The following is a 21,599-nucleotide window of genomic DNA, read 5'->3' as shown; positions in this document are numbered from 1 at the left end:
ATCAGCCTATCGAAAACTCGAAGTCTTCCCCCTCGACCTTCGGTTACCTTATCAGGTCCGCCGATTTCGGAACATAGTGGTGGCCCGTTCAGATAAGGCGGCCCACCATTGTATCAGAATTGAGGTTCGACTTGCGGCCAGTACAAAATGTGGACTGCGACAGCAATAAAAAACAAAACACTCCCGGTCAGAACAAATACGTGCCAGATCGTGTTGTGGAACGGTAACCAGTCAAGAAGATAAAAGGCGACACCAACTGTGTAGACCAATCCACCGGCAAACATCAGTTTCAGAACGGCGGGCGAAAGTTCGGCAAGGATAGAATGACCCGCCCAGACAATGGCCCAACCCATCATCAAATACAGCGCGAGTCCAAACCATCGAAATCGATTGGGATCAGTCATTTTCAAGACCGATCCGAGTGTTGCAGACGACCAAAGACCGATAAGCAGCCCGGTTAACTGGCTGCCGGAAAGTAAAAGGAATGGTGTGTAAGTGCCTGCGATTTTTACGTAAATACCAGAATGATCGAGGCGACGAAGAAGTTCAGACCATCTCTGGCTTTCCACCATGTTGTACATTGCGGATAAAGACAGCATCAGGACAAGGGTGAATCCGTAAACGGAAGCCCCTAGAATAGCGGCAGGGTCAGAGCGGTTGAGAACGGTTATCGAAATGAGAGCAGGGACCGCGACAAGCGCCGAAGTTACGCCCAGAACATGCACGAACCCGTCGCTGATGCGCTCGGCCCGGCTGTATGCCGGGCGAATATGTGCATAGGACTGCATAGTTTAGAATCTAGGGGCCGAAAGATGGCTCTACAAGTTAACAAGTCGGCAGGGCGTTCAATGCGCGATCTCAATTTGGGGAATCGTCCGGCTTTGGGTCGATGTACCTGTTCAGGTCGAATATTCCTGCTTGAACCGGATGCTGATTGGTAAAAACCTCACGAATTTGGTCGCTTGTCTGCCAAAACTCCGAACTCGTCCGGCGTATGCCATATTGTGCTACGACGTCCATGTAATCGCTTTGGGTTCGCATGGACTTTAGCGCGTCAATAAAGGAAGCCAACTGGCCCTGCTGTACCTTGAAGTAGAAATTTGGATAGCTGCCGATCAGTTCAGGTACGATTGTCAGAACATCCGCTTCCGGTTCCCGTCGCGCCTCTTCATCAAACAAAAAGGCCACATTGTAATGCGCCTTGTCGTGCACAAGCGTAAAGACCTCAGCCATACCGTCTGATTGTTCAATCAGGAGAACGGACAGATCGGGCAGGTATTTTACCCAATCACCGTTCTGGCTGGCCAGGTCACGAAGTACCGATGCGGTATTTTGAACATTAAACTGCGGGCAGCTTGCGTCAGAACACCTGTTGACTGGATCTGAAACTGGCCAAAGCCCGTCGCCACGATTCAGCAATGCCAAAAGGAATTCCTTTTTGGGTTTAGCTGTTTCAAAGGTGATACCCGTGGAGAAACTGTCATCGACACGGCGCCGATGCCAGTATGTATGAAGTTCAGCAAGTGCGCCTCGGTACCAATACTTATGCATCCGCTGGCGGACACCTCTTGGCATGAAAGTCAGGAAGGTATCCTCGCTCTCCATGCGCAGTTCGTCCATATACAACCGCGTTGCAAGCTGATGCTCAATGCGCCCGAAGACATCATATCCGGCCACCAGGTCGTAGTAGATGCGTTCAAAAATCGGGTAATCGATGACCCAGGCGGTTTCTGGAATCTCACCGTGAAATCCGGTCACGGCGGATGCGTTGTCAAAATGGCGAAAAACCGTGATCAATGCATTCGGATTTGTGCCGTCGCCATCCCATATCGCATCGTAACCAAACCCGGACTGGTGCGCCGGGCTGTTTCGGTATCTCGCGTCGCGAAATTCAAGATACTTGATCTGGTTCTTGTGCGAAACCCCGTGCAAATCGCCCAGTGTGCCGCGATCAACCTGAGATACGGGCAGTTCGAGGAAATCGGCTCCGTCTTTCAGGTAACTTGGGTCAGTGATCGACAAATCCGCATCCGGGTCCAGGAAGCTGACCCAGAACCGGTCTTCGATGACGTCGACTGCCGTTTGCCCGTGGCAAACGGGACCGCGGATAAAACTGCGGACGAAAAACAGCGCGTCATCCAAAAGAAACTGATAGCGACTTTTGGCGGGCAATGGCGCAAAGGTGCTGAATGGATTACCGCCTTCTGCGTCTCCGTAATCCGGCAATTTTGTCAGGCTCCAATTGGAGTCTAGGAACAGTTCCTTGAAACGCGCCATCCGATCCGGCCCAAGCACGTAAACAAGGTGTTCCTTGTGCACGATGGTTTCATCAACCAGGCGCAATCGATAGTAAAACGGCCTGTCCCCCGGATCGTCGAAAGGGCGCCGTGATGCGATGATGTCGATGGCTTCACCTGGTGGCGTGGCCGAACGCACAAGTTCAAAGAACCGTCTTGGAGCGTCTCCCTGAATATGCAGCCGACCCAGAAACAGGTGCTCATAGAGATACCGACTCATCAACTGGCTTCGCATGTCATTACTGTTCAGGAATGTTTCCCATTCCGTGACCTGTTGTTTGATCTCTTCGGGAATATCCTGGGGCGCGGATGGAACCGTTGCTCCGCCGCGTGCCCAGGTGATCAGCGTCTGAAACTCTGTGTCGTCAAGCGGCGCTGTCGCATACGGCATACCGGCAAGAGGGTGATTAACCCGGAACGTTCCGAACTCCTGTGACGAAGGGCAAACGAGAGGGCGATCAATAGCGAGACCAAGTTCATCCGGAACAGGAGCGTTCTCCGGCAAGCGGTTCATTCGCGCAAGGTCGAGATATCTTTCAAGCAGACTCTGAGAATTCGTAGGCTGCCCCGGATCGGGGACAACCGGGAAAAACCCGAGAGCCCTCCATTCCGAAATCGTATCAGCGTCTATACTAAGTCGGGTGGGTTGTGCGTCCTCTAATCGTTCGGTGTGATAGACTGCTTGTTTGCTGGCCCCGCGCAAAATTCCATCCGGCGAGGTGAGCTTTAGCTGGCACGGTGCATCATAGCAGCTGTGGCAGACGACACAGCGGGTGTCCAAGATTGTTTTAACCTCGGCCCAATTCTCATCAGTCGAAGTAACTTCCAGCTGCTCTGGGGTAATGGAATTCGTTTCTCCCCTGACTTCGACGGGGCAAAAAAACAAAGCTACAAACGTAGATGCAACGCTGATCCAGGTTACCCGGTCAAAACAAAGCCCTACGTCCAGCATCTATGTTCCTCTAACCGTTGAAAGATATCGAAACGACTATAATCCTGAACTCCGCAGCGTTCCAAGTCGAGGCCCAATGGGGGACAAAACTGCCAATGCGCCTGCGCGCGTGCCTGTGTTAGGTTCTCCTGAATATTCGAATTTCGAACACCTGACTTTTAGACAACACGGCTGCTTGCCTTTCAGGTCGTTCAGTACAAAAGGTTGAGCATCAGTAGTGAAACAACCAGGAACAGGATTGTCATGACCCCGCCTGAACGCACAAAGTCCATTACCTTGTAGCCGGCAGGACCCATTATCAGAGCGTTTACCTGATGTGTCGGAATGATGAAGCTGTTTGAGGTGGATATGGCAACCGTAAGCGCAAAGACGGCTGGGTTTCCCCCGGCGGCAACGGCAATCGACACGGCGAGTGGCACAAGTAACACGGTCGCTCCGACATTTGACATGACCAGCGAGAAGACGGTGGCCAGAATTGCGACACCGGCCTGAAGGGCCCAAATCGGCCAACCGTCCAGAATGATCAAAATTTGCTGCGCAATCCACGCCGCGGTCCCCGTATTTTGCACGGCTTGCCCCAATGGTATGAGGCACGCGAGCAGGAAAACGGTATTCCATCCGACCGCGCGATAAGCCTCGTCCACGCTGAGAACGCGCGAGAGCATCATACCTGCGGCCCCCGTCAACAGGCAAAGCGACAGGCGCACGTCCGTGAACAAAATCAGCGACAGGGAAATGGCGAAAAAGGCCAGAGCCCACCCGACCTTCTGCGGCCGCAATTCGTCCTGCGGAAAATCCGTCGTCACGACGACAAAGTCAGGGTCTCGCTTGATCCGCATCAGGTTGTCCCATCTGGTATGCGCAACAAGCATGTCGCCAGCCTGGAATTTTTCGAGACCGATCTGAGTGGACTCATGCGTTTCGGTCTCAACGTGGCTGAGTGTTTCCTCTCCTCGGTGGATCGCCAACAAGGACATGCCGTATGTTTTGCGAAACAGAAGTTCGCGGGGACATTTGCCGATCAGCTTGCTGTCCGGCGTCACAACAACTTCGGCTATTCCGGCATTGGTAGGCGCAAATTCTTCGACGAAGATGTCCAGTTCCGGCATGACAGTCAGGCCGTACTTCTCGGCGAATTCCTCTACAACCCAGCGCCGCCCAATGATAGCGAGCCTGCAGGGCGCGGCGATTTCGGCGGTCAGAACCTGAACCATCGATGTCTTGCCGCGGTAGAACGTGGAAATAATATAAAGATGGTTCTCGTGGTTGATATCGGCCAGAACCTGACCCACCAATGGGCTTTCCGCTGGCACAATCACCTCGAAAACATCCGCTTTAAGGCCGTAGACCCGTTGCAGGTATTCCTGTGTGCCCTGACTTGTTCCCGTGTTTTCAGAGCCTGCATCACCGGGCAGCACCCACCGACCCAAAAGCAGAAAATATGCTATACCGGTCAGGATTAAGACAAATCCGATGGGGGTTACCGAAAAAAGGCCGAACTGTTCCATTTCCTGACCTTCCGGCAAGCCCCGGTTCGCCGTTTGGATCAGGTCATTCAGCAAAATAAGCGGCGATGAGCCAACCATCGTCATCGTGCCGCCCAAAATGGCGCAGAATCCCATGGGCATCAGCAGGCGCGACAACGGAATCCCGGATCTGGAAGATATTCGGCTCACCACCGGCAGAAATAGTGCGGCAGCCCCCACATTTTGCATGAACGAAGAAATCACGCCAACGGTGCCCGATATGATCGGCAATACTCGGTTTTCGGATGTGCCGCCGTATTTCAGGATAACCGCCGCGACTTTGTTCATGATACCTGTTTTGTCCAACCCCGCACCAACGATCATGACCGCGATGATCGAAATCACAGCGTTTGAGGCAAAGCCATCGAACAGGTGTGGTACATCCGCGAGGTTTTCGAGCCCGGGCGCATAGCTGAGCAGGCCAATAACAACCAAAACCAGTATGGCAGAGAGGTCAATCCTGACGATTTCAGATACAAATAGGAATACAGTGAAGGCCAGTAATGCGCATACGACACCCATCTCAAAATTGAAGGCCACTTGTTCCACAATCACCACCCGAAATTTGATTAGTTTAAAAGGAACAATTAGCTTATTCGCGCAGGCTTGTCATGACGTTTCAAATTCCACAACGAATACGAAACATTGTTTCTCGTTCAAAATCCTCTCAGAGTTCCCGGCTCGACCGCCTCATGAAACCGCAGCATTAGATGGAAGAGCAATGAAACCGAACTTGCTGATAAAGATTGAGCCCGCCCCTGGCGGTTTCAAAGGTGCGTTGGGGTTTTCGGTTTAGCCCGCCATAGCCGGCTGACACCGACCAGGGAAGTCGCCCGAACTCTGGGTTTGGGTATAGGATGAGCGTTCGTTATTACCTCTGTACTCAGTCATATTTATTTGACGGAAGGTTGTAATTGCTTGAATCGGAACCTCTGAATTCCGGTTTAAAGTAAAACTATCATAAGTATTCCGAGACATATTTCCTGATCGCCAGCATCACGGCGGCGGAATGGTCTGCATCAAGCGCAGCGGCGTGCGGTTCGTTGAATTGGCCGCTGTCGTTGTCAAAATAGAGGCCTGAGGCGTTCGCAAAACGTGCCCCCAATGCTGCTTCGCACAGAATATCCGCTCCGATGCTCAGGTCATTGCCTTCGACTCCGAACCCTCCCTTGACCATATTGGACGCGAGTAGGGAACCCGGGTTAACGGCAATCAGTTGTGGCCCATCCGGCATCTCTTTCGCCATCTCGCGGGTCCAAATGGTGATAGCCAGTTTGCTTTGCGCGTAAGCTCCCATGTGGTCCAGTTGCCTATTGCCGAGCATGGCTTGGGTGTCGACAGGCGCCTGCGCCGCTGAAGAAAGATTTACCACCCGCCCGTCCTTGGGAATAATTGAAAGCAGGCGTAACGTGAGAATGTAGGGGGCAAAGGTATTCACGACAAAACGGGCATCTAATCCGGAATCAAGTATCGGGGCCGCCATTCTGAGTACGCCCGCATTGTTGATGAGCACGTCCAGCCTTTCGTGTTTGGCCAGGATGGCCTCTGCTAGTCCGGCGACATCTAATTCGGAGGTCAGATCGGCAACATAGGTTTCGGTATTGCCTTCGATTTGTCGCTCGGCCTTAGAAAGCTTTTCCGCGCTGCGCCCGTGCAGCAGGACCGTATGCCCCTCCGCCGCCAATTTTTTGGCTGTCAGTTGGCCTATGCCGTCCGTCGACCCCGTAATCAAGATTGTTTTGGACATTGGGTATTCCCTTTACTTGGTGAAGGCAGGCAACAGATCTTCTGCAAGCCGCTTCAGTGTGTCTTGGATGGGTGCCTGGTTAAAGCGCAGGTTTAACGCGACATGGTTCACACCAAGCGCCCGGACTTCCTCGAGATAGCGTTTCAAAAAGTCACTTCCCGACCGGAATACCAGATGGATCGGTCGCGGCTGAGCCGAAGGTTCCGCCAGCAGATCAATATAAAGCGATTGCATAACCGGTTTGTTTGGCAGGCTCGTACTGCGAACGCGACTACGATAATCTGCAATTACTCGCCCTTGCGATTCCGCTTCACGCGGGTAGGTAATCCAGCCGTCGCCGTTTTGTGCCACCCAGTCCGGGGACTGCTGGCTCCCACCGGTGATAAGCATCGGGATATGCCCGGCAACAGGCTTAGGCAGCATGTCGATATTGCCTGACAACGTACCATGGTCGCCGTGATGATGCGGGTAGGCCTTGGACATGTCGCGAATATAGACATAGCCGTCCCGGAACCGTGCTCCCCGTTCTGGATAGGACATAATGAGCGCAGGATACTCCTCGGGCCGATCACCGGAGGCATTACCCAAAAGCAGTCGTCCGTTTGACAAAACATCTGCCGATGCCGCCGCCTTGGCCACATGAGCCGGGTGGCGCAAGCGCAGGACAATGCCGGCGGTGCCGAGAGCGATTGTCTGAGTGACGGCCGACAGTGCGCCGAGATAGGCAAACGGATCAAAGATTTGCCCGGCATCCCCAAACGAAGGCACATCAAATGGGACACCGCGCAGCCACAGGGCCGAGAATCCCAGCCGTTCAGCAAGTTGAGCGATTTCAAGATGCCCTGCCATCGTTGGGGCTGATCCCACCGGGTACGCTTCAACCGGTAGAATTAACCCAATTCTCAGGCGATCTGATTTGAACACCGCATTGTAGGCGTTGTTCAGAGACGGAAAACCCTGTTGCTTTGGTAAGTCCAGCATGAGTGCAATCCTTGATTAATACCGCACCAAAGTGCCGCTCTCGGGGTTCTTGCATATGGCATTGACCGTCGGGTCTTCGACCATGTCGAGAACGCTGTGTGCGACTGAAGGTAGTTCATGATTGTCGTAGATATTGAAGAATGCGATGTCGTTGGGCGTCATACTGGACAAGTATATCCAATCGTGACCGGGGCTTCCGACAAGCCCCATGATCTGACCGTTTCGATCCGGATAAATCAGGTCGAGCAGGATCCAATCACTTGGATCGACACTTGAGGGGCGTACAAAGCCAAGTGGCGCCGTTGATCGGATTCTCGATAGGGCGCCAGACATTGATGAAGGCGAAATGCCATCGCTCGAATCCCGCGGTTTTTGGTCCCAACAGGTCGATCAGGCACTGACGCGCGCCGTCTTCGCTATTGTCGCTGTGAACGGTGCGCGCCGGTTTGCGCATCGCTGCGGGGTCGTCCACGCGAACTGTGTGATCGAAAATGATTACCTCTTTGGCGGCCAGGTTGCTCTGCAAAGTTGTGTGAGTTCCGCGTCATGCGTGGTTCTCCCGTTATGTTCGATGCGGCCAGGTAATGTGTCGCTGTTTGCTTGTGGCGAAGATAGCTATTGTTTTTGACGCATAAATGGGCGGTTTTCTTATTCAGAAATCGTGATTTGGATATAATAAATGGATACGCAAGGCCTCCGCCTGTTCGTACTTGCCAGTGAATAGCTGAACATAAGTGCCGCTGGTCTGCAGCTTGGCATGGCACCAGCTGTCGCCAGCTCTAAGCTGACAAAGCTTGAGCATCGTATAGGCGCCGACCTCATTCACCGCTCTAAGCGCAAAGTGTCGTTGTCATCAGAGGGTGAGGACTTTCTGCCTTTCGCTCGCGAGATCATTGCGCAGGAGGACACCGCGCTTGCCGCACTGGGCAAAAGTCAGGCAAAGATCAGCGGGACAATGCGTTTTGCCGCACCCAGCGCCTTTGCGCAGCAATATATATAGTGCCCGCCTTCCTCGATGCATATCCTGAACTTACGCTGGATATGCGACTGTCCGACACTCAGTTCGACCTGATTGAAGGCAGCATTGACCTGGCGCTGCGGAACTCGGTGCCGGAAGACAGCAGCCTCAAGGGCCGCAAGCTGGCAGATGATCGTCGGATCCTATGCGCGTCGCCGACTTATCTTGAAACACACGGCACGCCGAACACACCCAACGATTTGTCAGGTCACAGGCTGATCGCGTTTCAGGACTTGCGGGCTCGGCCGCTTGAGGGTCCCGAAGGCCAAGTCGGGCAGTTTGACCCTGCCAGCGCACGTGGACAGTTAATCATCGATGATGGTCTCAGTCAGAAAATTGCGACCCTCGCGGGGCTTGGTATTTCACTGAATGCGCGCTGGAGCGTCCAATAGGAGTTGTCTGCCGGGCAACTGGTACAGGTGATGCCGGGGTTTGAAGGAACCGAAGGCACGATGCTCTAGCTGGTCTATCCCAAAACCAACGTGATTTCTCCCAAAGTCCGGGCATTCATGGATTTTTTGATCAAGACCGTTGGCCACAAACCTGCGTGGTAGTTCTATAATACTCGTCCTGGCCGAATTCCCCGACCAGCGGTCCAATCGGCAGGAATGCATACAGCAAAAATTCGTGTGTGGCAGGAGTTTCCACCCCGATGACCGCGATATCGTATGCTTCCGTCTTGGCGGTCATACCTGGTCTTTTTACTGGCTTGGATCAATGGCTCGGTCACGTTCCTGCAATGCGCGAATACGCATGCGCTGGGCTGCCTGTATGTGAGCTCGCATTTCCGCCTCGGCCGCTGCGCCGTCTCGCGCCTTCAGAGCCGCCATAACGCGCCGATGCTCGCCGACAGCCGCCTCGGCCCGATCACTGTCCAGCAATTGCGAAGGCCCCAGGATCAGCAGCGCCTTTTGCAGAGACAACATGGATTTCGCCAGAAACCGGTTCTTGGCGGCATCCAACAAAGTGGCATGGAATACCCGGTTGATCCGTATTGCGGCCGGGCCAGTGCCTGCTTCGGCCAGACGATCGTTCAGCACATCCAACTCGTCCAGCTCGACATCTGACGCGGCCCGTGCTGCCAACCGCGCCGCAGTACCTTCCAGCACCGCGCGCATTTCGTAGAGCTCCATGACTTCGGTGTAGTCGAGGCTCCGAACCGTCGCGCCCAGCCTCGGGACATGGGTGACAAGCCCGTCAGTCTCAAGTTGCCGGATTGCTTCCCGGACCGGTGTTCGACTCACGCCCAAACGTTGCGACAAGTCGATTTCTCTCAGGCGGTCCCCCGGCAGCATTTCGCCCTCGCGGATCTCTTCCAGCAACCGTTTATAAGCGGAATTTCCTTGTGGGCCGGGCTGTATTTGATCGTCTTGGATGCTCATCACGCTCACACTTGCATTTGCGTCCAAGTGTATGCAATTGGATACATGGAAAGTCAATGCAGTGGAAACCGATTCTTGTCTGTTCAAAAGATCCAGCTTTCCCCTTCGATGAAGAGGGTTTTTACATTTGCTCTCGCGCTTCTGGGTATGGTGATATTCTGGGCGCTGGACCTCCCGCTGCCATTCCTGTTTGGCCCAATGTTGGCTTGCCTTGTTGCAGCATTGGCCCATGCGCCTCTGGAAGGGTTCGGACAGGTTTCGATTGCGGCGCGAACAATTCTGGGCGTTGCTGTTGGAGCCTCAATTACGCCCAGTCTCTTCGATGAATTGCCGAAGATGGCCGCCTCAATCATGCTGATTCCCTTTTTCATCATCTTGATTGCGCTTGTCGGTGTGCCATTCTTTCGCAAGGTCTGGGGGTTCGACGACAAGACCGCGTTTTACGCAGCCATGCCCGGTGGGTTGCAGGACATGATCATATTTGGCAGCGAGGCAGGCGCCGACCCGCGGACCCTGTCACTGATCCACGGCACGCGCGTTCTGATCATTGTGACGCTGGCGCCCCTGTTTCTGACGGTGTTTTACGATGCCGAACTGACCAATCCCATCGGGCAGCCAACGAGCGAGCTTCCGGTTCACGAATTACTGCTCATGGTGCTGGCGGCCTTTGTCGGATGGAAGGGCGGAGAGAGAATAGGGTTGTTCGGCGCCTCAATCCTTGGCCCAATGATCCTGACAGCCGCGCTGTCGTTGGGTGATTTCATACATTCCCGACCGCCGCGCGAAGCCATTCTGCTGGCGCAATTCTTCCTCGGATGCGCGATTGGTGTGAAATTCGTCGGGGTAACCTGGAGCGAACTTCGCCGCGTGGTTGCGGCGGGTGTAGCTTATGTCCTGGTACTTGCCATTCTGGCTGCGGGATTCACTGTCATTGTCACGACTCTTGGGCTGGGTCGCCCGGTCGAAGCGTTCCTTGCCTTCGCTCCGGGCGGACAGGCTGAAATGACGGTGCTGGCCATCGTTTCCGGTGCTGATCTGGGTTTCGTGATCACTCATCACCTGACACGGATCGTACTGGTGATTATCGGAGCGCCTATCGCGGCCAATCTTATCCTGCGCTGGTCCAATCGTCGGGGTTGATCATGTGGATCTGTGCACCGTCGGAATAAGTATTCAGAGCTCTGTTGGAAATATCACTAAGCAGTTAGGGGTTAGCACCAGTGAGTTGGAACGAGTGAATAGAGAGAGCAGGGTTGCCCCTGCCAGGCGCCGCAATTCCACACTGTTCGCGGTGCCAATTATTTCTGTGGCAAGTCTCGCCGCCAAGGAATTTCGTTGCACGTGAAACTAAGCCGACTTAAAGTTTCGTATGCAACTAGATTCTTTCTTTCCCTACCGTCTCGCCGTCGCGTCCGAGGCGTTCTCACGAAAATTGACAGAGGTATATCAGCGCGAGTTTGGGTTATCCCGCGAGGAGTGGCGACTGCTTTTTCTTCTGGCAAACGCCAAGTGTCTGACATCACTTGAACTGACCCAACGCACGACGCTGGATAAGGTTCAGGTCAGTCGGGCCGCGCAGAAACTTGATGATAAAGGCCTGATAACGCGTGCAATCTCGGAAGAGGATCGCCGGATCAGGGTTTATCATTGTACGCCAGAGGGCCATCGGCAATTCGAAACGCTACTGCCGCAGGTCGAAGCACGTGCGCAGGGAATGCTGAATTCCATGTCCGCCGAAGACCGCGCGGCGCTGGACCGGGGCGTGACGGCATTGCTCAAGGCAGCAACGGAGACCTAGAGATACCCGATCCTGCTCACGTCGGTTCGGCGCAACTCAGTTTCTTTCAAGCGCGGGCAGCAGTTTTCCTGTGCATGCACCGAAACCCACGCGGAATCCCGCTCCGCGGGCGTGGCCACGCAACGTAAGTCGGTCGCCGTCTTCAAGGAAACTGCGGGTCTCCCCAGTCTCAAGCGTCAGCGGTTCCTTCCCACCCCAACTCAATTCCAGAAGACTGCCGCGATTGCCCTTTTCCGGCCCCGAGATTGTGCCGGAACCAAGCAGGTCGCCCACGCGCATCGGGCAGCCGCTGCTTGCATGATGCGTCAGTTGCTGGGCTGCGGAGTAATACATCTCGTTGTAGTTAGTACGTGAGATGGTCGTCTCTGCCTTGTCGTTGGGCGCCAATCCTACTTCGAGGTCTATATCGTACAGCATCGGGCCAGGCTCTTGCAGGTATGGCAGCAATTCCTTTTCACGCTCGGGGGTTGCGGTACGGAACGGCTCCAATGCGGCCTTGGTGACAATCCAGGGGCTGATCGTCGTGGCGGTTGCCTTGGCCTGAAAGGGGCCGAGAGGTTGATATTCCCATGCCTGGATGTCGCGTGCCGACCAGTCGTTCAGAAGCACATAGCCGAAGATCATGTCGTCAGCTTCCTGCACACTGATCGGGCCGTCGGAATGCTGACCGACAATGGCACCCATCTCCAGTTCCAGATCAAACCGTTTGGACGGCGCGAAAACCGGCGCATCCATCTCGGGGCCTTTGAGCTGGCCCCAGGGACGGCGGACGTCGGTACCGCTCACTACGACCGAAGATGCGCGGCCATTGTAACCAATGGGAATGTGCAGCCAGTTCGGCGGCAGGGCGTTTTCCGCGCCGCGAAACATTGTTCCGACGTTGAAGGCGTGGTGGCGGCCGGCGTAGAAATCCGTGTATTCGGAGACGCGGAAGGGCATAGCCATCTCAACCGAGCTCATTGGAACAAGATAGAATTCCAGCTCTTTCTGGCGGGGGGAACCCTCAGCCAGCGCCTTAATCAGAAGCTCTCGGAAGTCAGCCCAAACGTTTGGACCCAGATCCATGAAATCGTTCCAAACCCCGGCGGCGAAGATTGACGGTTTCGGCAAGTCCAGTTTGCCGTCTTCCTCCATCCGCGACACATTGAGGATCATGTCCCCGATTGCTACGCCACAGCGAAGCCCACCATCCGCATTGCGGAACACGCCATAGGGCAGATTGTTGAGAGGAAATTCGGTCTCGGCCGAGTTGGCGCTGTCGATCCAGGAGCGGATAAGATCAGTCATGGCGATTCCTTCAGGAGGCGTCGGGCTGGTTTTCAGGGCGGGCGGCATCGAAGGCTGGCAGGGTTAATGCGCGCTCTTCAATCTCAAGAAGCCGGGCGAATGGGGTCATGTCGACGCCCCAGCGATGAGCATTATAGAGCTGTGCGACCAGGCAGATATCGGCTAGGTCCGGCCTGTCGCCAAAGCTGAATGCGGCACCATCTGGCAAAAGCGCTTGGTAGGCGTGGAACCCTTCTGTCATCCAATGCCGGAACCACTCGATCCCGTCCTCGGCCGTAAGGCCGTAGCGGGACTTCAGATGAGTGGCGACCTTAAGATTGTTAATCGGGTGAATGTCCAACGCGATGGTTTGGGCGGCGGCCTGTACACGAGCGCGCTTCAACGGGTGATCCGGCAGTAAGGCAGGTTCGGGAATAGTGACATCAAGATAGTCGATGATTGCAAGCGATTGAGTGAGCACGCTTCCATCATCCAGGACTAAAGCCGGGACGCCCTTGCCGGGATTCAGCGCAACGTAGTCAGGCGCACGCTGCTCGCCGGTAACCAGATTGACTGGAACCGTTTCGTAGGAAACACCTTTGAGATTCAGAGCGATCCGGACCCGATAGGAGGTCGTCGAGCGCCAATAGCCGTATAGTTTCATATTTCTTTAGATTTCCGAACAACCGCATCATGACCGTTTGATGGACGGCCCCCACACCGGAATACCATCCGGTGCGGGAAAACTCATCAGCCGTTCTTGTTGAGTTCCTTGGCATGCAGCCAATCAGCATGTTTCGGAGCCTTTTTGGTCTTCGACCACTCATCCAGCATAAGCCATTTTACTTCGTCCATACGCTCCAGCATCGCTTCTTCTTCCGGATCCGGGCACGCCAGTTCTATACGATGGCCAGAAGGGTCGAAGAAATAGATGGAATGGAAAATCGAATGGTCGGTCACGCCAAGCACGTCCACGCCATTAGCTTCCAGATGGTCTTTGAACTGAAGCAGCGTTTCACGGTCCTTCACCTTGAAGGCGATGTGCTGCACCCAGATCGGGGTATTGGGGTCCCGACCCATTTCCGGCTTCGTGGGCAGCTCGAAGAAGGCGAGCACATTGCCATTCCCGGCGTCCAAAAACAGATGCATATAGGGGTCTGGCTCATGCGTCGAGGGGACATGATCCTCGGCAATGGCCAGGATGAAGTCCATATTCAGCATTTTACCATACCATTCGACCGTCTCTTTTGCGTCCTTGCAGCGGTAAGCGACGTGATGGATCTTCTCGATTTTCATCGGTTTCTCCTTTCCGAGGGTGCAGTTTATTAAGGCCGAGGCGACGAAGGCCCGCCCCGGCCGTTCACATCAGTCCCACCAGCCAGAGCGACAGGGCGGGAACAAGAATTAGAAGGGTCAGCCGCAAAACGTCTGCGATCCAGAAGGGCAGCACACCGCGGAAGATCGTACCGAGGGAAACGTCCTGCAGCACGCCCTTCAGCACAAAGACATTCATGCCCACAGGCGGGGTGATCAGACTGATTTCGGTGGCCACAACGACGACGATGGCAAACCAGATCAGCGCGTTCTCAGGGTCGAGCAGCAATTCATTGGCAAACTCCAGTTCGAACATCAGCGGGTAGAAGACCGGCACCGTCAGCAGAATCATCGACAGGCTTTCCAGCACGCAGCCGAGCACCATGTAAGTCACAATGATGAACAGGATGACGGCCCAGACCGGCAACTCGTTGTCGATGACAAAGCCTGACAGCGCATCCGGCAACCCTGCGTAATTGATGAAGTTGGTGAAAAGTTCAGCGCCTATGATGACAGCAAAGATCATCGCCGTGGCCCGGATGGAATCCAAGGTGGCAGCGTAAAAGCTTCGCCATGTCATCGTCCGGAGCGCCAGGGCAATCAGCACAGCCGCGCCCGCGCCCATTCCGGCTGCCTCGGTTGGTGTGAAGAAGCCGCCATAGATGCCGACCATGATGAAGAGGAACAGACCCAACACACAGAAGACGCCCACCACATCGGCCCGGCTCATCGGTTCGGTGTTCTCTTCCTCGGGCGCCAGAGCGGGATTCAACCGTACCGCAACCATGACCGCGCCGAGATAAAGCAGCACGCCGATAATGCCCGGCACGATCCCCGCGATGAAAAGCTTGGCAATATTGGTCTCGGTCAGCAGACCATAGATGATCAGGATCACTGAAGGAGGGATCAGGATGCCCAGCGTTCCGCCAGCGGCAATCGAGCCTGTTGCCAGCCGGTCGTCATAGCCAAAGCGGCGCATCGAAGGCATAGCCACCTTTGACATCGTGGCCGCCGTGGCCAGCGACGAGCCGCAGACCGCAGAGAAGCCGCCACAGGAAAAGACCGAGGCCATGGCAAGTCCACCGCGCAGTCTGCCGAACAGCCGATCAGCGCCAGCGAACAGTCCGTGCGCCACGCCAGAGCCAGCCAATACATTGCCCATGAAGATGAACAGGGGAATGACTGAGAGGCTGTAGGACAGCGCAGTATCAAAAGCGACCTGACCCGTCATTGCCCAGGCTGGTTCCCAGCCGCGCATGACGGCAAAGCCGAAACCGCCAACTGCCGCCATTGCAAATGCTATGGGCACGCGCAGCAGGATGAGACCCAACAGGATTGCGAAGCCGATCAGAGATTCCATCATGGCGCGCTCTCCAAATGATCTTTGTCAGTCTCGTGCTCGACGGGTGGTTGCAATCCGCGCAGGAAGGCGATGAAGGCTGAAACCATGCAGGAGGCACCGGCCAGGTAGCCAAAGGGTGCCAGCGGAATTTCCAGTGCGTTGGTCACTGCGCCGTCATGGGCTGACTTGGCCGCATGGGTGAACAGCCGCCAGGCGAAAGTGGCCAGAAGGGCCGCAGAGAACAGACCTGCGAACGCGGCCAGAAGGCGTTGTGTTTTCCGTCCAAGCGCCAGATTCAGCAGATCGACCTCGACGTGTTCGCGGCGTTCCGTCGTAAGTGGCAGGGCCAGGAATACAAGGGCAGCCAGCAGAATTTCAGTGAGTTCGAACGCGCCAGAGAGCGGCGCATTGAACAAATAGCGTCCGACCACGTCCACACAGGTGATGAGGACGAGGGCGAACAGGATCAGTGCGGCTCCGACACCCAGCGATCTGTCGAGCAGCAGCCCGATATCCAGCCCCTCTTCAGGGGGCTGGTCGGGGAACCGATGGCGAAGCCGCTCCATGGATCAGAAGTCCACGCCAGCCTGCTTGCGCAGTTCTACCAGAGCGGACACGCCGTCATAGCCGTCCGCCGAGATTGCTTCGGACCACGCCGTCTCAGCGTCTGTTGCCTGGGACTTGATCGCATCAACCACTTCGGCAGGCGCTTCGTAGATTTCGATTCCGGCTTTTTCTGCCGCTGCGTTGCCTTTCTCGTCGGCACCGATCCAGGCTTCGCCCACCAATGCGGCAAAGGCTTCACCGGAAATCGCCTCGATGGCGGCCTGATCCTCTTCAGAGATCTCGTTCCATTTCGCCTCGTTCATGACCATGAACCAGGTGGTGTTGTAGATACCGCCGGGCACTTTCATTGTGTACTTGACGTCTCCGGTCAGCTTGAAGGCGGCAAGGGCGTCAAAGGGGAAGGTCACACCGTCGATCACGCCGCGCGAAAGCTTCTCATAGACCTCACCCGAAGACATGAAGAGCGTCGTAGAGCCGAGGCCAGACATCAGGTCCGAGATATAGCCGCCGGGAACTCGAATCTTCAGACCGGCGAAATCATCCGTCGTCTCGATCTTGCGGACATTGTTGTGCAGCATTCCGGGGCCGTGTACGAAAAGTCCCAGAAGCTTGGTGCCCTCATGCTCCTTCTGTGCCTCCAACGGGCCGGAATAAACGTTCCAGAATGCCTTGGAACCAGCGACGGCGTCGTCACCGATGAAAGAGAACTGGCCAATCCGCGAGCGGGTGAACCGGTCATCAGTGGTAAATGAGTGCAGGCCGTAAGTGATGTCGGCAATTCCGTCGGCGGCCATGTCGTAATGCGCGGGGGGCGGGCCCATCGGTTTTGCCAGCACACGCACGGTCACGCGGCCATCGGTAACTTCCTCCACCTGCTTGGCCCAGGGCTTGATTGCCCCGACCACGATCGGGTGGCGCGGCGGCAGCCAGCTTGAAAGAGCCAGCTTGGTTTCGGCCACGGCGGTCGAGGCAATGGACATGGCAGCAGTCGCAATGCCAGCAAGCAGCAGGGCGTTGCCCTTCAGTTTGAGTTTCATGGTATCCTCCCAGGGATTACGTGATGTCTGCGGCCCTGAGCGCCTGGCTCAGGACGTCGCGGTCGCCGATATGGTTGGCCAGGATCAGGATCAGCCGCGCGTTGATGGCATCGCTCTCGGCCTTGTTTCGACCTTCATGGGTGGCCAGCAGATCGGCATAGAAATCGTCGGTACCGTCGATATTCGGGGTCAGGATCAGGTCACTCATTGGCATACCTCCTTGCCGGTAGCGCGGCGCAAGGCCGTGCGCATCAAGGGTTCGTTGAATTCCGCCCGGCGGGCCGCAACATGCTGATCCGGGCGAATAAGGTAGACCGCCGAACTTGCGTCGCCGAGATAGCGTTTCCTGAGTTGACCGGTCGGGTCGTCGCGGGTCGAAAGCGCCAGCCTGCGCACAGTGATCCCGTCCTCTTCCAGAACTTCGGGCGCTTCCGTGTCGATTGTCAGGAGGATGAACTCATCACCGAGTTTCGACAGCAGGAAGTCTTCGCCCAGCGGCGCATCGGGGCAGGGGGCGCCGGGTCTTGTTCTCTCGGGGCCTCCCGCCAATGCATCGGCCGAATTGAGCCCTGAGCCATCGTACACACACGGCACCGACAGCCTGCCCGAATTCACCATCGGCCTTGCGAAATCATACGTTCCGCTCAGGCTGAGCACCGCATCGCGAAAGATACGGCTGATCTCTGATTTGGGTGTGATGAAATCGGTGGAGCGTGTGGAGTTCAGGATATTCTCATCCGCGCCATGGATGCGTTCGACATCGTAGGTGTCGAGGAGGCTTTCCGGGGCTTTACCCTGAAGCACCAGCCCCAGTTTCCAGCCCAGATTGTCCACATCCTGCATCCCGGAATTGGCGCCGCGCGCCCCAAAGGGGGACACCTGGTGCGCCGCATCACCGGCAAAAAACACCCGACCGGAGCGGAAGCTGTCCATCCGCTTGCACTGGAATGTATAGATCGAGGACCAGACCATCTCATAGTCCACGTCGCCCAGCATCGCATCCAACCGGCGACGGATGTTTTCCTCTTTCAATTCTTCTTCGCGGTCCACATCCCAGCCAATCTGGAAATCTATCCGCCAGACATCGTCGGGTTGCTTGTGCAAAAGGGCCGAGGCGCCCGAGCCGTGTGTCGGCTCGAACCAGAACCAGCGTTCAGTGGGGAAATTCAGATCGCCCTTCAATTTGATATCGGCGATCAGGAAGCTGTCCTGGAAAACCCGGCCGCTGAAATCGAGGCCGAGCATCCGGCGCAGCGGCGAATTGGCCCCGTCACAACCGATCAGCCAGTCGGCTTCGAGCGTGTAAGGTCCGTCCGGCGTCATCACAGTCAGAACGACGTGATCGTCGCGCACTTCGACCGTGTCCACCCGGTTCTTGCCGCGCAATTGAATCGGAGCGCCCTCGTCCTGCAATTCGCGCAGGCGATCGATCATGTATTGCTCGAAATATGGCTGCTGGAGATTGATGAAGGCGGGATATTTGTGTCCGTTTTCCGGCAACAGGTTGAACTCGAACACCTTGTCGTCGCGATGGAATACCTTGCCGAGGTTCCACACAACACCCTTGTCGAGCATCGGCTCGCCGCAGCCATAACGGTCAGCCACTTCCAGGCAGCGTTTTGCAAAACAGATCGCCCTGCTGCCCATGCCGATGCCTTCATGGTCGTCAAGCACAACCACCGGAATACCCTGGCGACCAAGGTCCAGCGCCGTGGCTACTCCGATCGGCCCGCCGCCCATGACCACGACCGGGTGACGCACCGGCGCGTCAAGATCCTGATCGGGCGATTTCTCGTATGGATAGCTCTTGTAGGCGAGCGTGTAACGGTCATCAAACATTGGATAATCCCCTCCCTTCAGGCGTTCAGCCCTGCAATTGTTCCCACATTTCCAGATCCCGCTGAGCCGTCCAGATACGTGGCGTGTCGATACCGCGGGCCTCGTCATAGGCGCGCGCTACATTGAACGGCAGGCAGTGTTCGTAGATCGCGTAATCCGCGAATTTCGGGTCGCAGGCAGCCCGCACAGCGTCCCAGGCTTCTTTCAGAGAGCCGCCGCTAGCCGCTACCTTCGCCGCCGGGCGATACGTACTCTCGACAAAATCACGGGTGGACTCGATTGCCGCCTCGACCATGTTTTTGCCGACCAGCGCATCACCGCGTCCAGGCGCAATGGCATCAACATCGAAAGCGGCGATGTTGTTGAGCGTACCGCCCCAATCGTTGAAGTGACCATCGCCGCAATAGCAAGCCGAGTGATATTCAACGATGTCGCCGGTAAACATGACGTTCTGGTCGGGCACGTGAATGACGATATCGCCAGCCGTATGGGCGCGGCCTAGATGCATCAGATCGACCCGTCGGTTACCGAGATAGACGCTCATGCGGTCTTTGAAGGTCGTAGTGGGCCAAGTCAGGCCGGGAATACTTTCATGCCCTTCGAAGAGACGCGGGAAGCGCTGGAACTCGCTGTCCCAATCTTCCTGACCACGCTCAACAACCTGCGCCCGGGTTGTTTCGGACATGAGAATTTGATCCGCGCCATAAGCCGAAGCGCCAAGAACACGAACTGCGTGATAGTGGGTCAACGCAAGGTGTGTGATCGGTTTGTCAGTCACTTCGCGGACCTTCTCGATCACCTTGCCGGCCAGCCGCGGCGTTGCCTGCGCTTCGACGATCATTACGCAGTCATCGCCGATGATCACGCCTGAATTGGGATCTCCTTCAGCAGTGAAAGCCCAAAGTCCTTCACCCACTTCGGTGAAGCTTATTGTTTTCTCACCCAAATCCCCCTGAGATGCGAATGCCTTGGCCATTGTGTTCTCCCGAAGTCTGCTATCGGCGCGACTCATGTCGTTACAATTGCAACGACTATCGTTACATATGAAACTAATGTCAATACCGTTTCATTTGCAACAATCGAAAAGAAATTGTCCCACCACCAAATCGAACCGACTTCTTTGGGCCCAGTGCCAGTAGGGCATCTCGACAATCGTTCTTGTGGACCCAGGGGAAATCGTACCCTACCAATCAGCTTGAGGCATCGAAATGGTGCAGACCAAATTACGCCTGGTACCAGGGCAAGGAGGCTTTGATGGATTTGGACTTAGTCGAGTTAAGTCGAATTAGGCAGGATTTCCACCATGCGCCCGAGTTGGGTTTCCAAGAGATGAAAACCAAAGCGAAAGTCGCCGGTTTGCTGCGAGAGTACGGGCTCGAAGTGCATGAGGGCGTAGGGGTGGTCGGCGTCCTCAGGGCAGGGCAAGGCAACCGCGCAATAGGGCTGCGCGCCGATATGGATGCGCTGCCAATTCATGAAGCCAGCGAACATGATTACATATCGCAAAACCCCGGCGTGATGCATGCCTGTGGCCATGACGGGCATATGACCATGCTTTTGGGCGCGGCAAAGACTCTGGCCGCTGATCCCGACTTCAGCGGTACAGTGGTGTTTCTGTTCCAGCCAAATGAAGAGCTTGGCCTGGGCGCAAAGGCGATGCTGGATGAGAAGGTGCTGGAGCGCTTTCCAATCGAAGAAGTCTACGCCATTCATAATCTACCCGGCGCACCCGTGGGGCAGATATCCACGCGGACGGGGCTGATCTGTTCCTCTGAAAGCCTGTTTGAAATCACGATCAAGGGACAGGGCGGGCATGCCTCGATGCCTCAGGCAGGCCGAGATGCCATCACGATCGGATCGGAAATGGTACTGGCACTTCAAACGATTGTTGCGCGGAAGCTCGCCCCTGGTGCGGGGGCCGTTGTCTCTGTGACCGAGTTTCTGACGGATGGGCAGCGCAATGTGTTGCCCGGAACGGCGACGCTCAAAGGCGACGCGCGGGCACGCAGCCCAGAGGATCGGGATAAGATCGAAGTGTTCATGCGTCAAATCGCTCGTGGCATTGCGTCCGCTCATGGCGTGAGTGTCGAAGTGGACTTTAAGACTGAGTTCATCGAGACAATCAACGCGCCCGTTCCGACCGAGGCCGCCATCCGTGTGGCGCAGGAAGCCGGGCTCGATACGATCCCCGATAGAACTCCCATGAGTTTTTCAGAGGACTTCGCTCATTTCAGCGCGGCAGTACCGGGGTGCTTCATTCTGCTGGGAAATGGCGAGACGGGTCCGCATGGCCAGCCACTGCACGCAAACGACTATGACTTCAACGATGCGCTAATTCCGATCGGTGCCGATTTTTGGGCCAAACTGGTGCGGGACAGGTTGCCATTGCCGGATGAAGGTTAGGAATTTTTCGCAGCGGTACCACTTCTCGGTTTCCGTAAAAAGAGTGAGCTGGTTCTTATACGACATGGTCAATTTCCACCGTTAATTGTTGGCCATGCCCTCTGGATTGGCGGGATGAAAGATGGAGCGC

Annotated in this window: 21 protein-coding genes; 6 read left to right on the top strand and 15 right to left on the bottom strand. The window is 55.8% G+C overall.

Annotated elements, in window-relative coordinates; translation table 11 throughout:
- Positions 1–113: 113 nt before the first annotated feature.
- The 5 genes from trhA to GOX66_RS14975 all read right to left on the bottom strand — a co-directional run bounded on the left by trhA (position 114) and on the right by GOX66_RS14975 (position 7,503).
- Positions 114–788: a PAQR family membrane homeostasis protein TrhA gene (gene trhA, locus GOX66_RS14995; protein ID WP_170763542.1), complete on the bottom strand. Its 675-nt coding sequence runs from the start codon at positions 786–788 to the stop codon at positions 114–116.
- A 70-nt stretch (positions 789–858) separates the two neighbouring features.
- On the bottom strand, positions 859–3,249 hold the full coding sequence (locus GOX66_RS14990) for a fatty acid cis/trans isomerase (RefSeq protein WP_170763541.1): 2,391 nt from the start codon (positions 3,247–3,249) through the stop codon (positions 859–861).
- Positions 3,250–3,440: 191 nt separating this feature from the next.
- The gene (locus GOX66_RS14985; protein WP_170763589.1) at positions 3,441–5,297 is read right to left on the bottom strand and encodes an SLC13 family permease; all 1,857 of its coding nucleotides are present in this window, start codon (positions 5,295–5,297) and stop codon (positions 3,441–3,443) included.
- Positions 5,298–5,733: 436 nt separating this feature from the next.
- Complete coding sequence (locus GOX66_RS14980) at positions 5,734–6,522, bottom strand: SDR family NAD(P)-dependent oxidoreductase (protein WP_170763540.1); 789 nt, start codon at positions 6,520–6,522, stop codon at positions 5,734–5,736.
- Between the two features lie 12 nt (positions 6,523–6,534).
- Positions 6,535–7,503 carry a TIGR03571 family LLM class oxidoreductase gene (locus GOX66_RS14975; protein WP_170763539.1) on the bottom strand — a complete coding sequence of 323 codons (969 nt, stop codon included), beginning with the start codon at positions 7,501–7,503 and terminating at the stop codon, positions 6,535–6,537.
- A 117-nt stretch (positions 7,504–7,620) separates the two neighbouring features.
- Between GOX66_RS14975 and GOX66_RS14970 the strand changes: the two genes are divergently transcribed.
- From GOX66_RS14970 to GOX66_RS26185, 3 genes are all read left to right on the top strand, one after another.
- A complete protein-coding gene (locus tag GOX66_RS14970; protein ID WP_170763538.1) occupies positions 7,621–7,779 on the top strand; it encodes a hypothetical protein in 159 nt (52 codons plus the stop codon).
- A gap of 481 nt (positions 7,780–8,260) precedes the next feature.
- The gene (locus tag GOX66_RS26190; RefSeq protein ID WP_336509485.1) at positions 8,261–8,503 is read left to right on the top strand and encodes a hypothetical protein; all 243 of its coding nucleotides are present in this window, start codon (positions 8,261–8,263) and stop codon (positions 8,501–8,503) included.
- Positions 8,503–8,913, top strand: coding sequence for a substrate binding domain-containing protein (locus GOX66_RS26185; protein ID WP_336509484.1), 411 nt, complete (start codon positions 8,503–8,505; stop codon positions 8,911–8,913). Before GOX66_RS26190 ends, GOX66_RS26185 begins: the two co-directional genes overlap by 1 nt.
- Positions 8,914–9,222: 309 nt before the next feature.
- On the opposite strand, the gene GOX66_RS14960 is transcribed toward GOX66_RS26185, so the two are convergent.
- The gene (locus GOX66_RS14960) at positions 9,223–9,903 is read right to left on the bottom strand and encodes a GntR family transcriptional regulator (protein WP_170763537.1); all 681 of its coding nucleotides are present in this window, start codon (positions 9,901–9,903) and stop codon (positions 9,223–9,225) included.
- Between the two features lie 108 nt (positions 9,904–10,011).
- On the opposite strand from GOX66_RS14960, the gene GOX66_RS14955 reads away from it, so the two are divergent.
- Together GOX66_RS14955 and GOX66_RS14950 are read left to right on the top strand one after the other, a co-directional pair.
- A complete protein-coding gene (locus GOX66_RS14955; RefSeq protein ID WP_170763588.1) occupies positions 10,012–11,043 on the top strand; it encodes an AbrB family transcriptional regulator in 1,032 nt (343 codons plus the stop codon).
- Between the two features lie 292 nt (positions 11,044–11,335).
- Positions 11,336–11,701 carry a MarR family winged helix-turn-helix transcriptional regulator gene (locus GOX66_RS14950; RefSeq protein ID WP_237212622.1) on the top strand — a complete coding sequence of 122 codons (366 nt, stop codon included), beginning with the start codon at positions 11,336–11,338 and terminating at the stop codon, positions 11,699–11,701.
- Between the two features lie 36 nt (positions 11,702–11,737).
- Here the strand turns inward: GOX66_RS14950 and fahA are convergent, their stop codons facing one another.
- From fahA to GOX66_RS14905, 9 genes are all read right to left on the bottom strand, one after another.
- Positions 11,738–12,988 carry a fumarylacetoacetase gene (fahA, locus tag GOX66_RS14945; protein WP_170763535.1) on the bottom strand — a complete coding sequence of 417 codons (1,251 nt, stop codon included), beginning with the start codon at positions 12,986–12,988 and terminating at the stop codon, positions 11,738–11,740.
- A gap of 10 nt (positions 12,989–12,998) precedes the next feature.
- Positions 12,999–13,631, bottom strand: a complete 633-nt coding sequence (gene maiA / locus GOX66_RS14940; protein WP_170763534.1) for a maleylacetoacetate isomerase — start codon at positions 13,629–13,631, stop codon at positions 12,999–13,001.
- Positions 13,632–13,717: 86 nt separating this feature from the next.
- Positions 13,718–14,263, bottom strand: coding sequence for a VOC family protein (locus GOX66_RS14935; protein ID WP_170763533.1), 546 nt, complete (start codon positions 14,261–14,263; stop codon positions 13,718–13,720).
- Positions 14,264–14,327: 64 nt separating this feature from the next.
- Entirely contained in the window at positions 14,328–15,644 is a 1,317-nt protein-coding gene (locus tag GOX66_RS14930) for a TRAP transporter large permease (protein WP_170763532.1), read from the bottom strand.
- Positions 15,641–16,189 (bottom strand): TRAP transporter small permease, encoded by a 549-nt coding sequence (locus GOX66_RS14925; RefSeq protein ID WP_170763531.1) that lies wholly within the window; start codon positions 16,187–16,189, stop codon positions 15,641–15,643. The genes GOX66_RS14930 and GOX66_RS14925 overlap by 4 nt, the downstream gene beginning before the upstream one ends.
- 3 nt (positions 16,190–16,192) lie before the next feature.
- The gene (locus GOX66_RS14920; protein WP_170763530.1) at positions 16,193–17,227 is read right to left on the bottom strand and encodes a TRAP transporter substrate-binding protein; all 1,035 of its coding nucleotides are present in this window, start codon (positions 17,225–17,227) and stop codon (positions 16,193–16,195) included.
- Positions 17,228–17,243: 16 nt separating this feature from the next.
- A complete protein-coding gene (locus tag GOX66_RS14915) occupies positions 17,244–17,435 on the bottom strand; it encodes a DUF2783 domain-containing protein (protein WP_170763529.1) in 192 nt (63 codons plus the stop codon).
- The gene (locus GOX66_RS14910; RefSeq protein ID WP_170763528.1) at positions 17,432–19,066 is read right to left on the bottom strand and encodes an FAD-dependent oxidoreductase; all 1,635 of its coding nucleotides are present in this window, start codon (positions 19,064–19,066) and stop codon (positions 17,432–17,434) included. The genes GOX66_RS14915 and GOX66_RS14910 overlap by 4 nt, the downstream gene beginning before the upstream one ends.
- 25 nt (positions 19,067–19,091) lie before the next feature.
- A complete protein-coding gene (locus GOX66_RS14905) occupies positions 19,092–20,042 on the bottom strand; it encodes an MBL fold metallo-hydrolase (RefSeq protein ID WP_170763527.1) in 951 nt (316 codons plus the stop codon).
- 278 nt (positions 20,043–20,320) lie between these two features.
- Between GOX66_RS14905 and GOX66_RS14900 the strand changes: the two genes are divergently transcribed.
- A complete protein-coding gene (locus GOX66_RS14900) occupies positions 20,321–21,469 on the top strand; it encodes an amidohydrolase (RefSeq protein WP_170763526.1) in 1,149 nt (382 codons plus the stop codon).
- Positions 21,470–21,599: the final 130 nt, after the last annotated feature.

Source organism: Ruegeria lacuscaerulensis (assembly GCF_013031245.1).
Classification (GTDB): domain Bacteria; phylum Pseudomonadota; class Alphaproteobacteria; order Rhodobacterales; family Rhodobacteraceae; genus Ruegeria; species Ruegeria lacuscaerulensis_C.
The sequence above is the reverse complement of the archived record's forward strand: the minus strand, read 5'-3'. Positions and strand labels throughout refer to the sequence as shown.

Coding starts and splice junctions, on each gene's coding strand:
- trhA (WP_170763542.1), bottom strand. CDS start 788: ATGCAGTCCTATGCACATATTCGCCCGGCATACAGCCGGGCCGAGCGC.
- GOX66_RS14990 (WP_170763541.1), bottom strand. CDS start 3,249: ATGCTGGACGTAGGGCTTTGTTTTGACCGGGTAACCTGGATCAGCGTT.
- GOX66_RS14985 (WP_170763589.1), bottom strand. CDS start 5,297: ATGGGTGTCGTATGCGCATTACTGGCCTTCACTGTATTCCTATTTGTA.
- GOX66_RS14980 (WP_170763540.1), bottom strand. CDS start 6,522: ATGTCCAAAACAATCTTGATTACGGGGTCGACGGACGGCATAGGCCAA.
- GOX66_RS14975 (WP_170763539.1), bottom strand. CDS start 7,503: ATGCTGGACTTACCAAAGCAACAGGGTTTTCCGTCTCTGAACAACGCC.
- GOX66_RS14970 (WP_170763538.1), top strand. CDS start 7,621: ATGATTGTCGTAGATATTGAAGAATGCGATGTCGTTGGGCGTCATACT.
- GOX66_RS26190 (WP_336509485.1), top strand. CDS start 8,261: ATGGCACCAGCTGTCGCCAGCTCTAAGCTGACAAAGCTTGAGCATCGT.
- GOX66_RS14960 (WP_170763537.1), bottom strand. CDS start 9,903: ATGAGCATCCAAGACGATCAAATACAGCCCGGCCCACAAGGAAATTCC.
- GOX66_RS14955 (WP_170763588.1), top strand. CDS start 10,012: ATGAAGAGGGTTTTTACATTTGCTCTCGCGCTTCTGGGTATGGTGATA.
- fahA (WP_170763535.1), bottom strand. CDS start 12,988: ATGACTGATCTTATCCGCTCCTGGATCGACAGCGCCAACTCGGCCGAG.
- maiA (WP_170763534.1), bottom strand. CDS start 13,631: ATGAAACTATACGGCTATTGGCGCTCGACGACCTCCTATCGGGTCCGG.
- GOX66_RS14935 (WP_170763533.1), bottom strand. CDS start 14,263: ATGAAAATCGAGAAGATCCATCACGTCGCTTACCGCTGCAAGGACGCA.
- GOX66_RS14930 (WP_170763532.1), bottom strand. CDS start 15,644: ATGATGGAATCTCTGATCGGCTTCGCAATCCTGTTGGGTCTCATCCTG.
- GOX66_RS14925 (WP_170763531.1), bottom strand. CDS start 16,189: ATGGAGCGGCTTCGCCATCGGTTCCCCGACCAGCCCCCTGAAGAGGGG.
- GOX66_RS14920 (WP_170763530.1), bottom strand. CDS start 17,227: ATGAAACTCAAACTGAAGGGCAACGCCCTGCTGCTTGCTGGCATTGCG.
- GOX66_RS14915 (WP_170763529.1), bottom strand. CDS start 17,435: ATGAGTGACCTGATCCTGACCCCGAATATCGACGGTACCGACGATTTC.
- GOX66_RS14910 (WP_170763528.1), bottom strand. CDS start 19,066: ATGTTTGATGACCGTTACACGCTCGCCTACAAGAGCTATCCATACGAG.
- GOX66_RS14905 (WP_170763527.1), bottom strand. CDS start 20,042: ATGGCCAAGGCATTCGCATCTCAGGGGGATTTGGGTGAGAAAACAATA.
- GOX66_RS14900 (WP_170763526.1), top strand. CDS start 20,321: ATGGATTTGGACTTAGTCGAGTTAAGTCGAATTAGGCAGGATTTCCAC.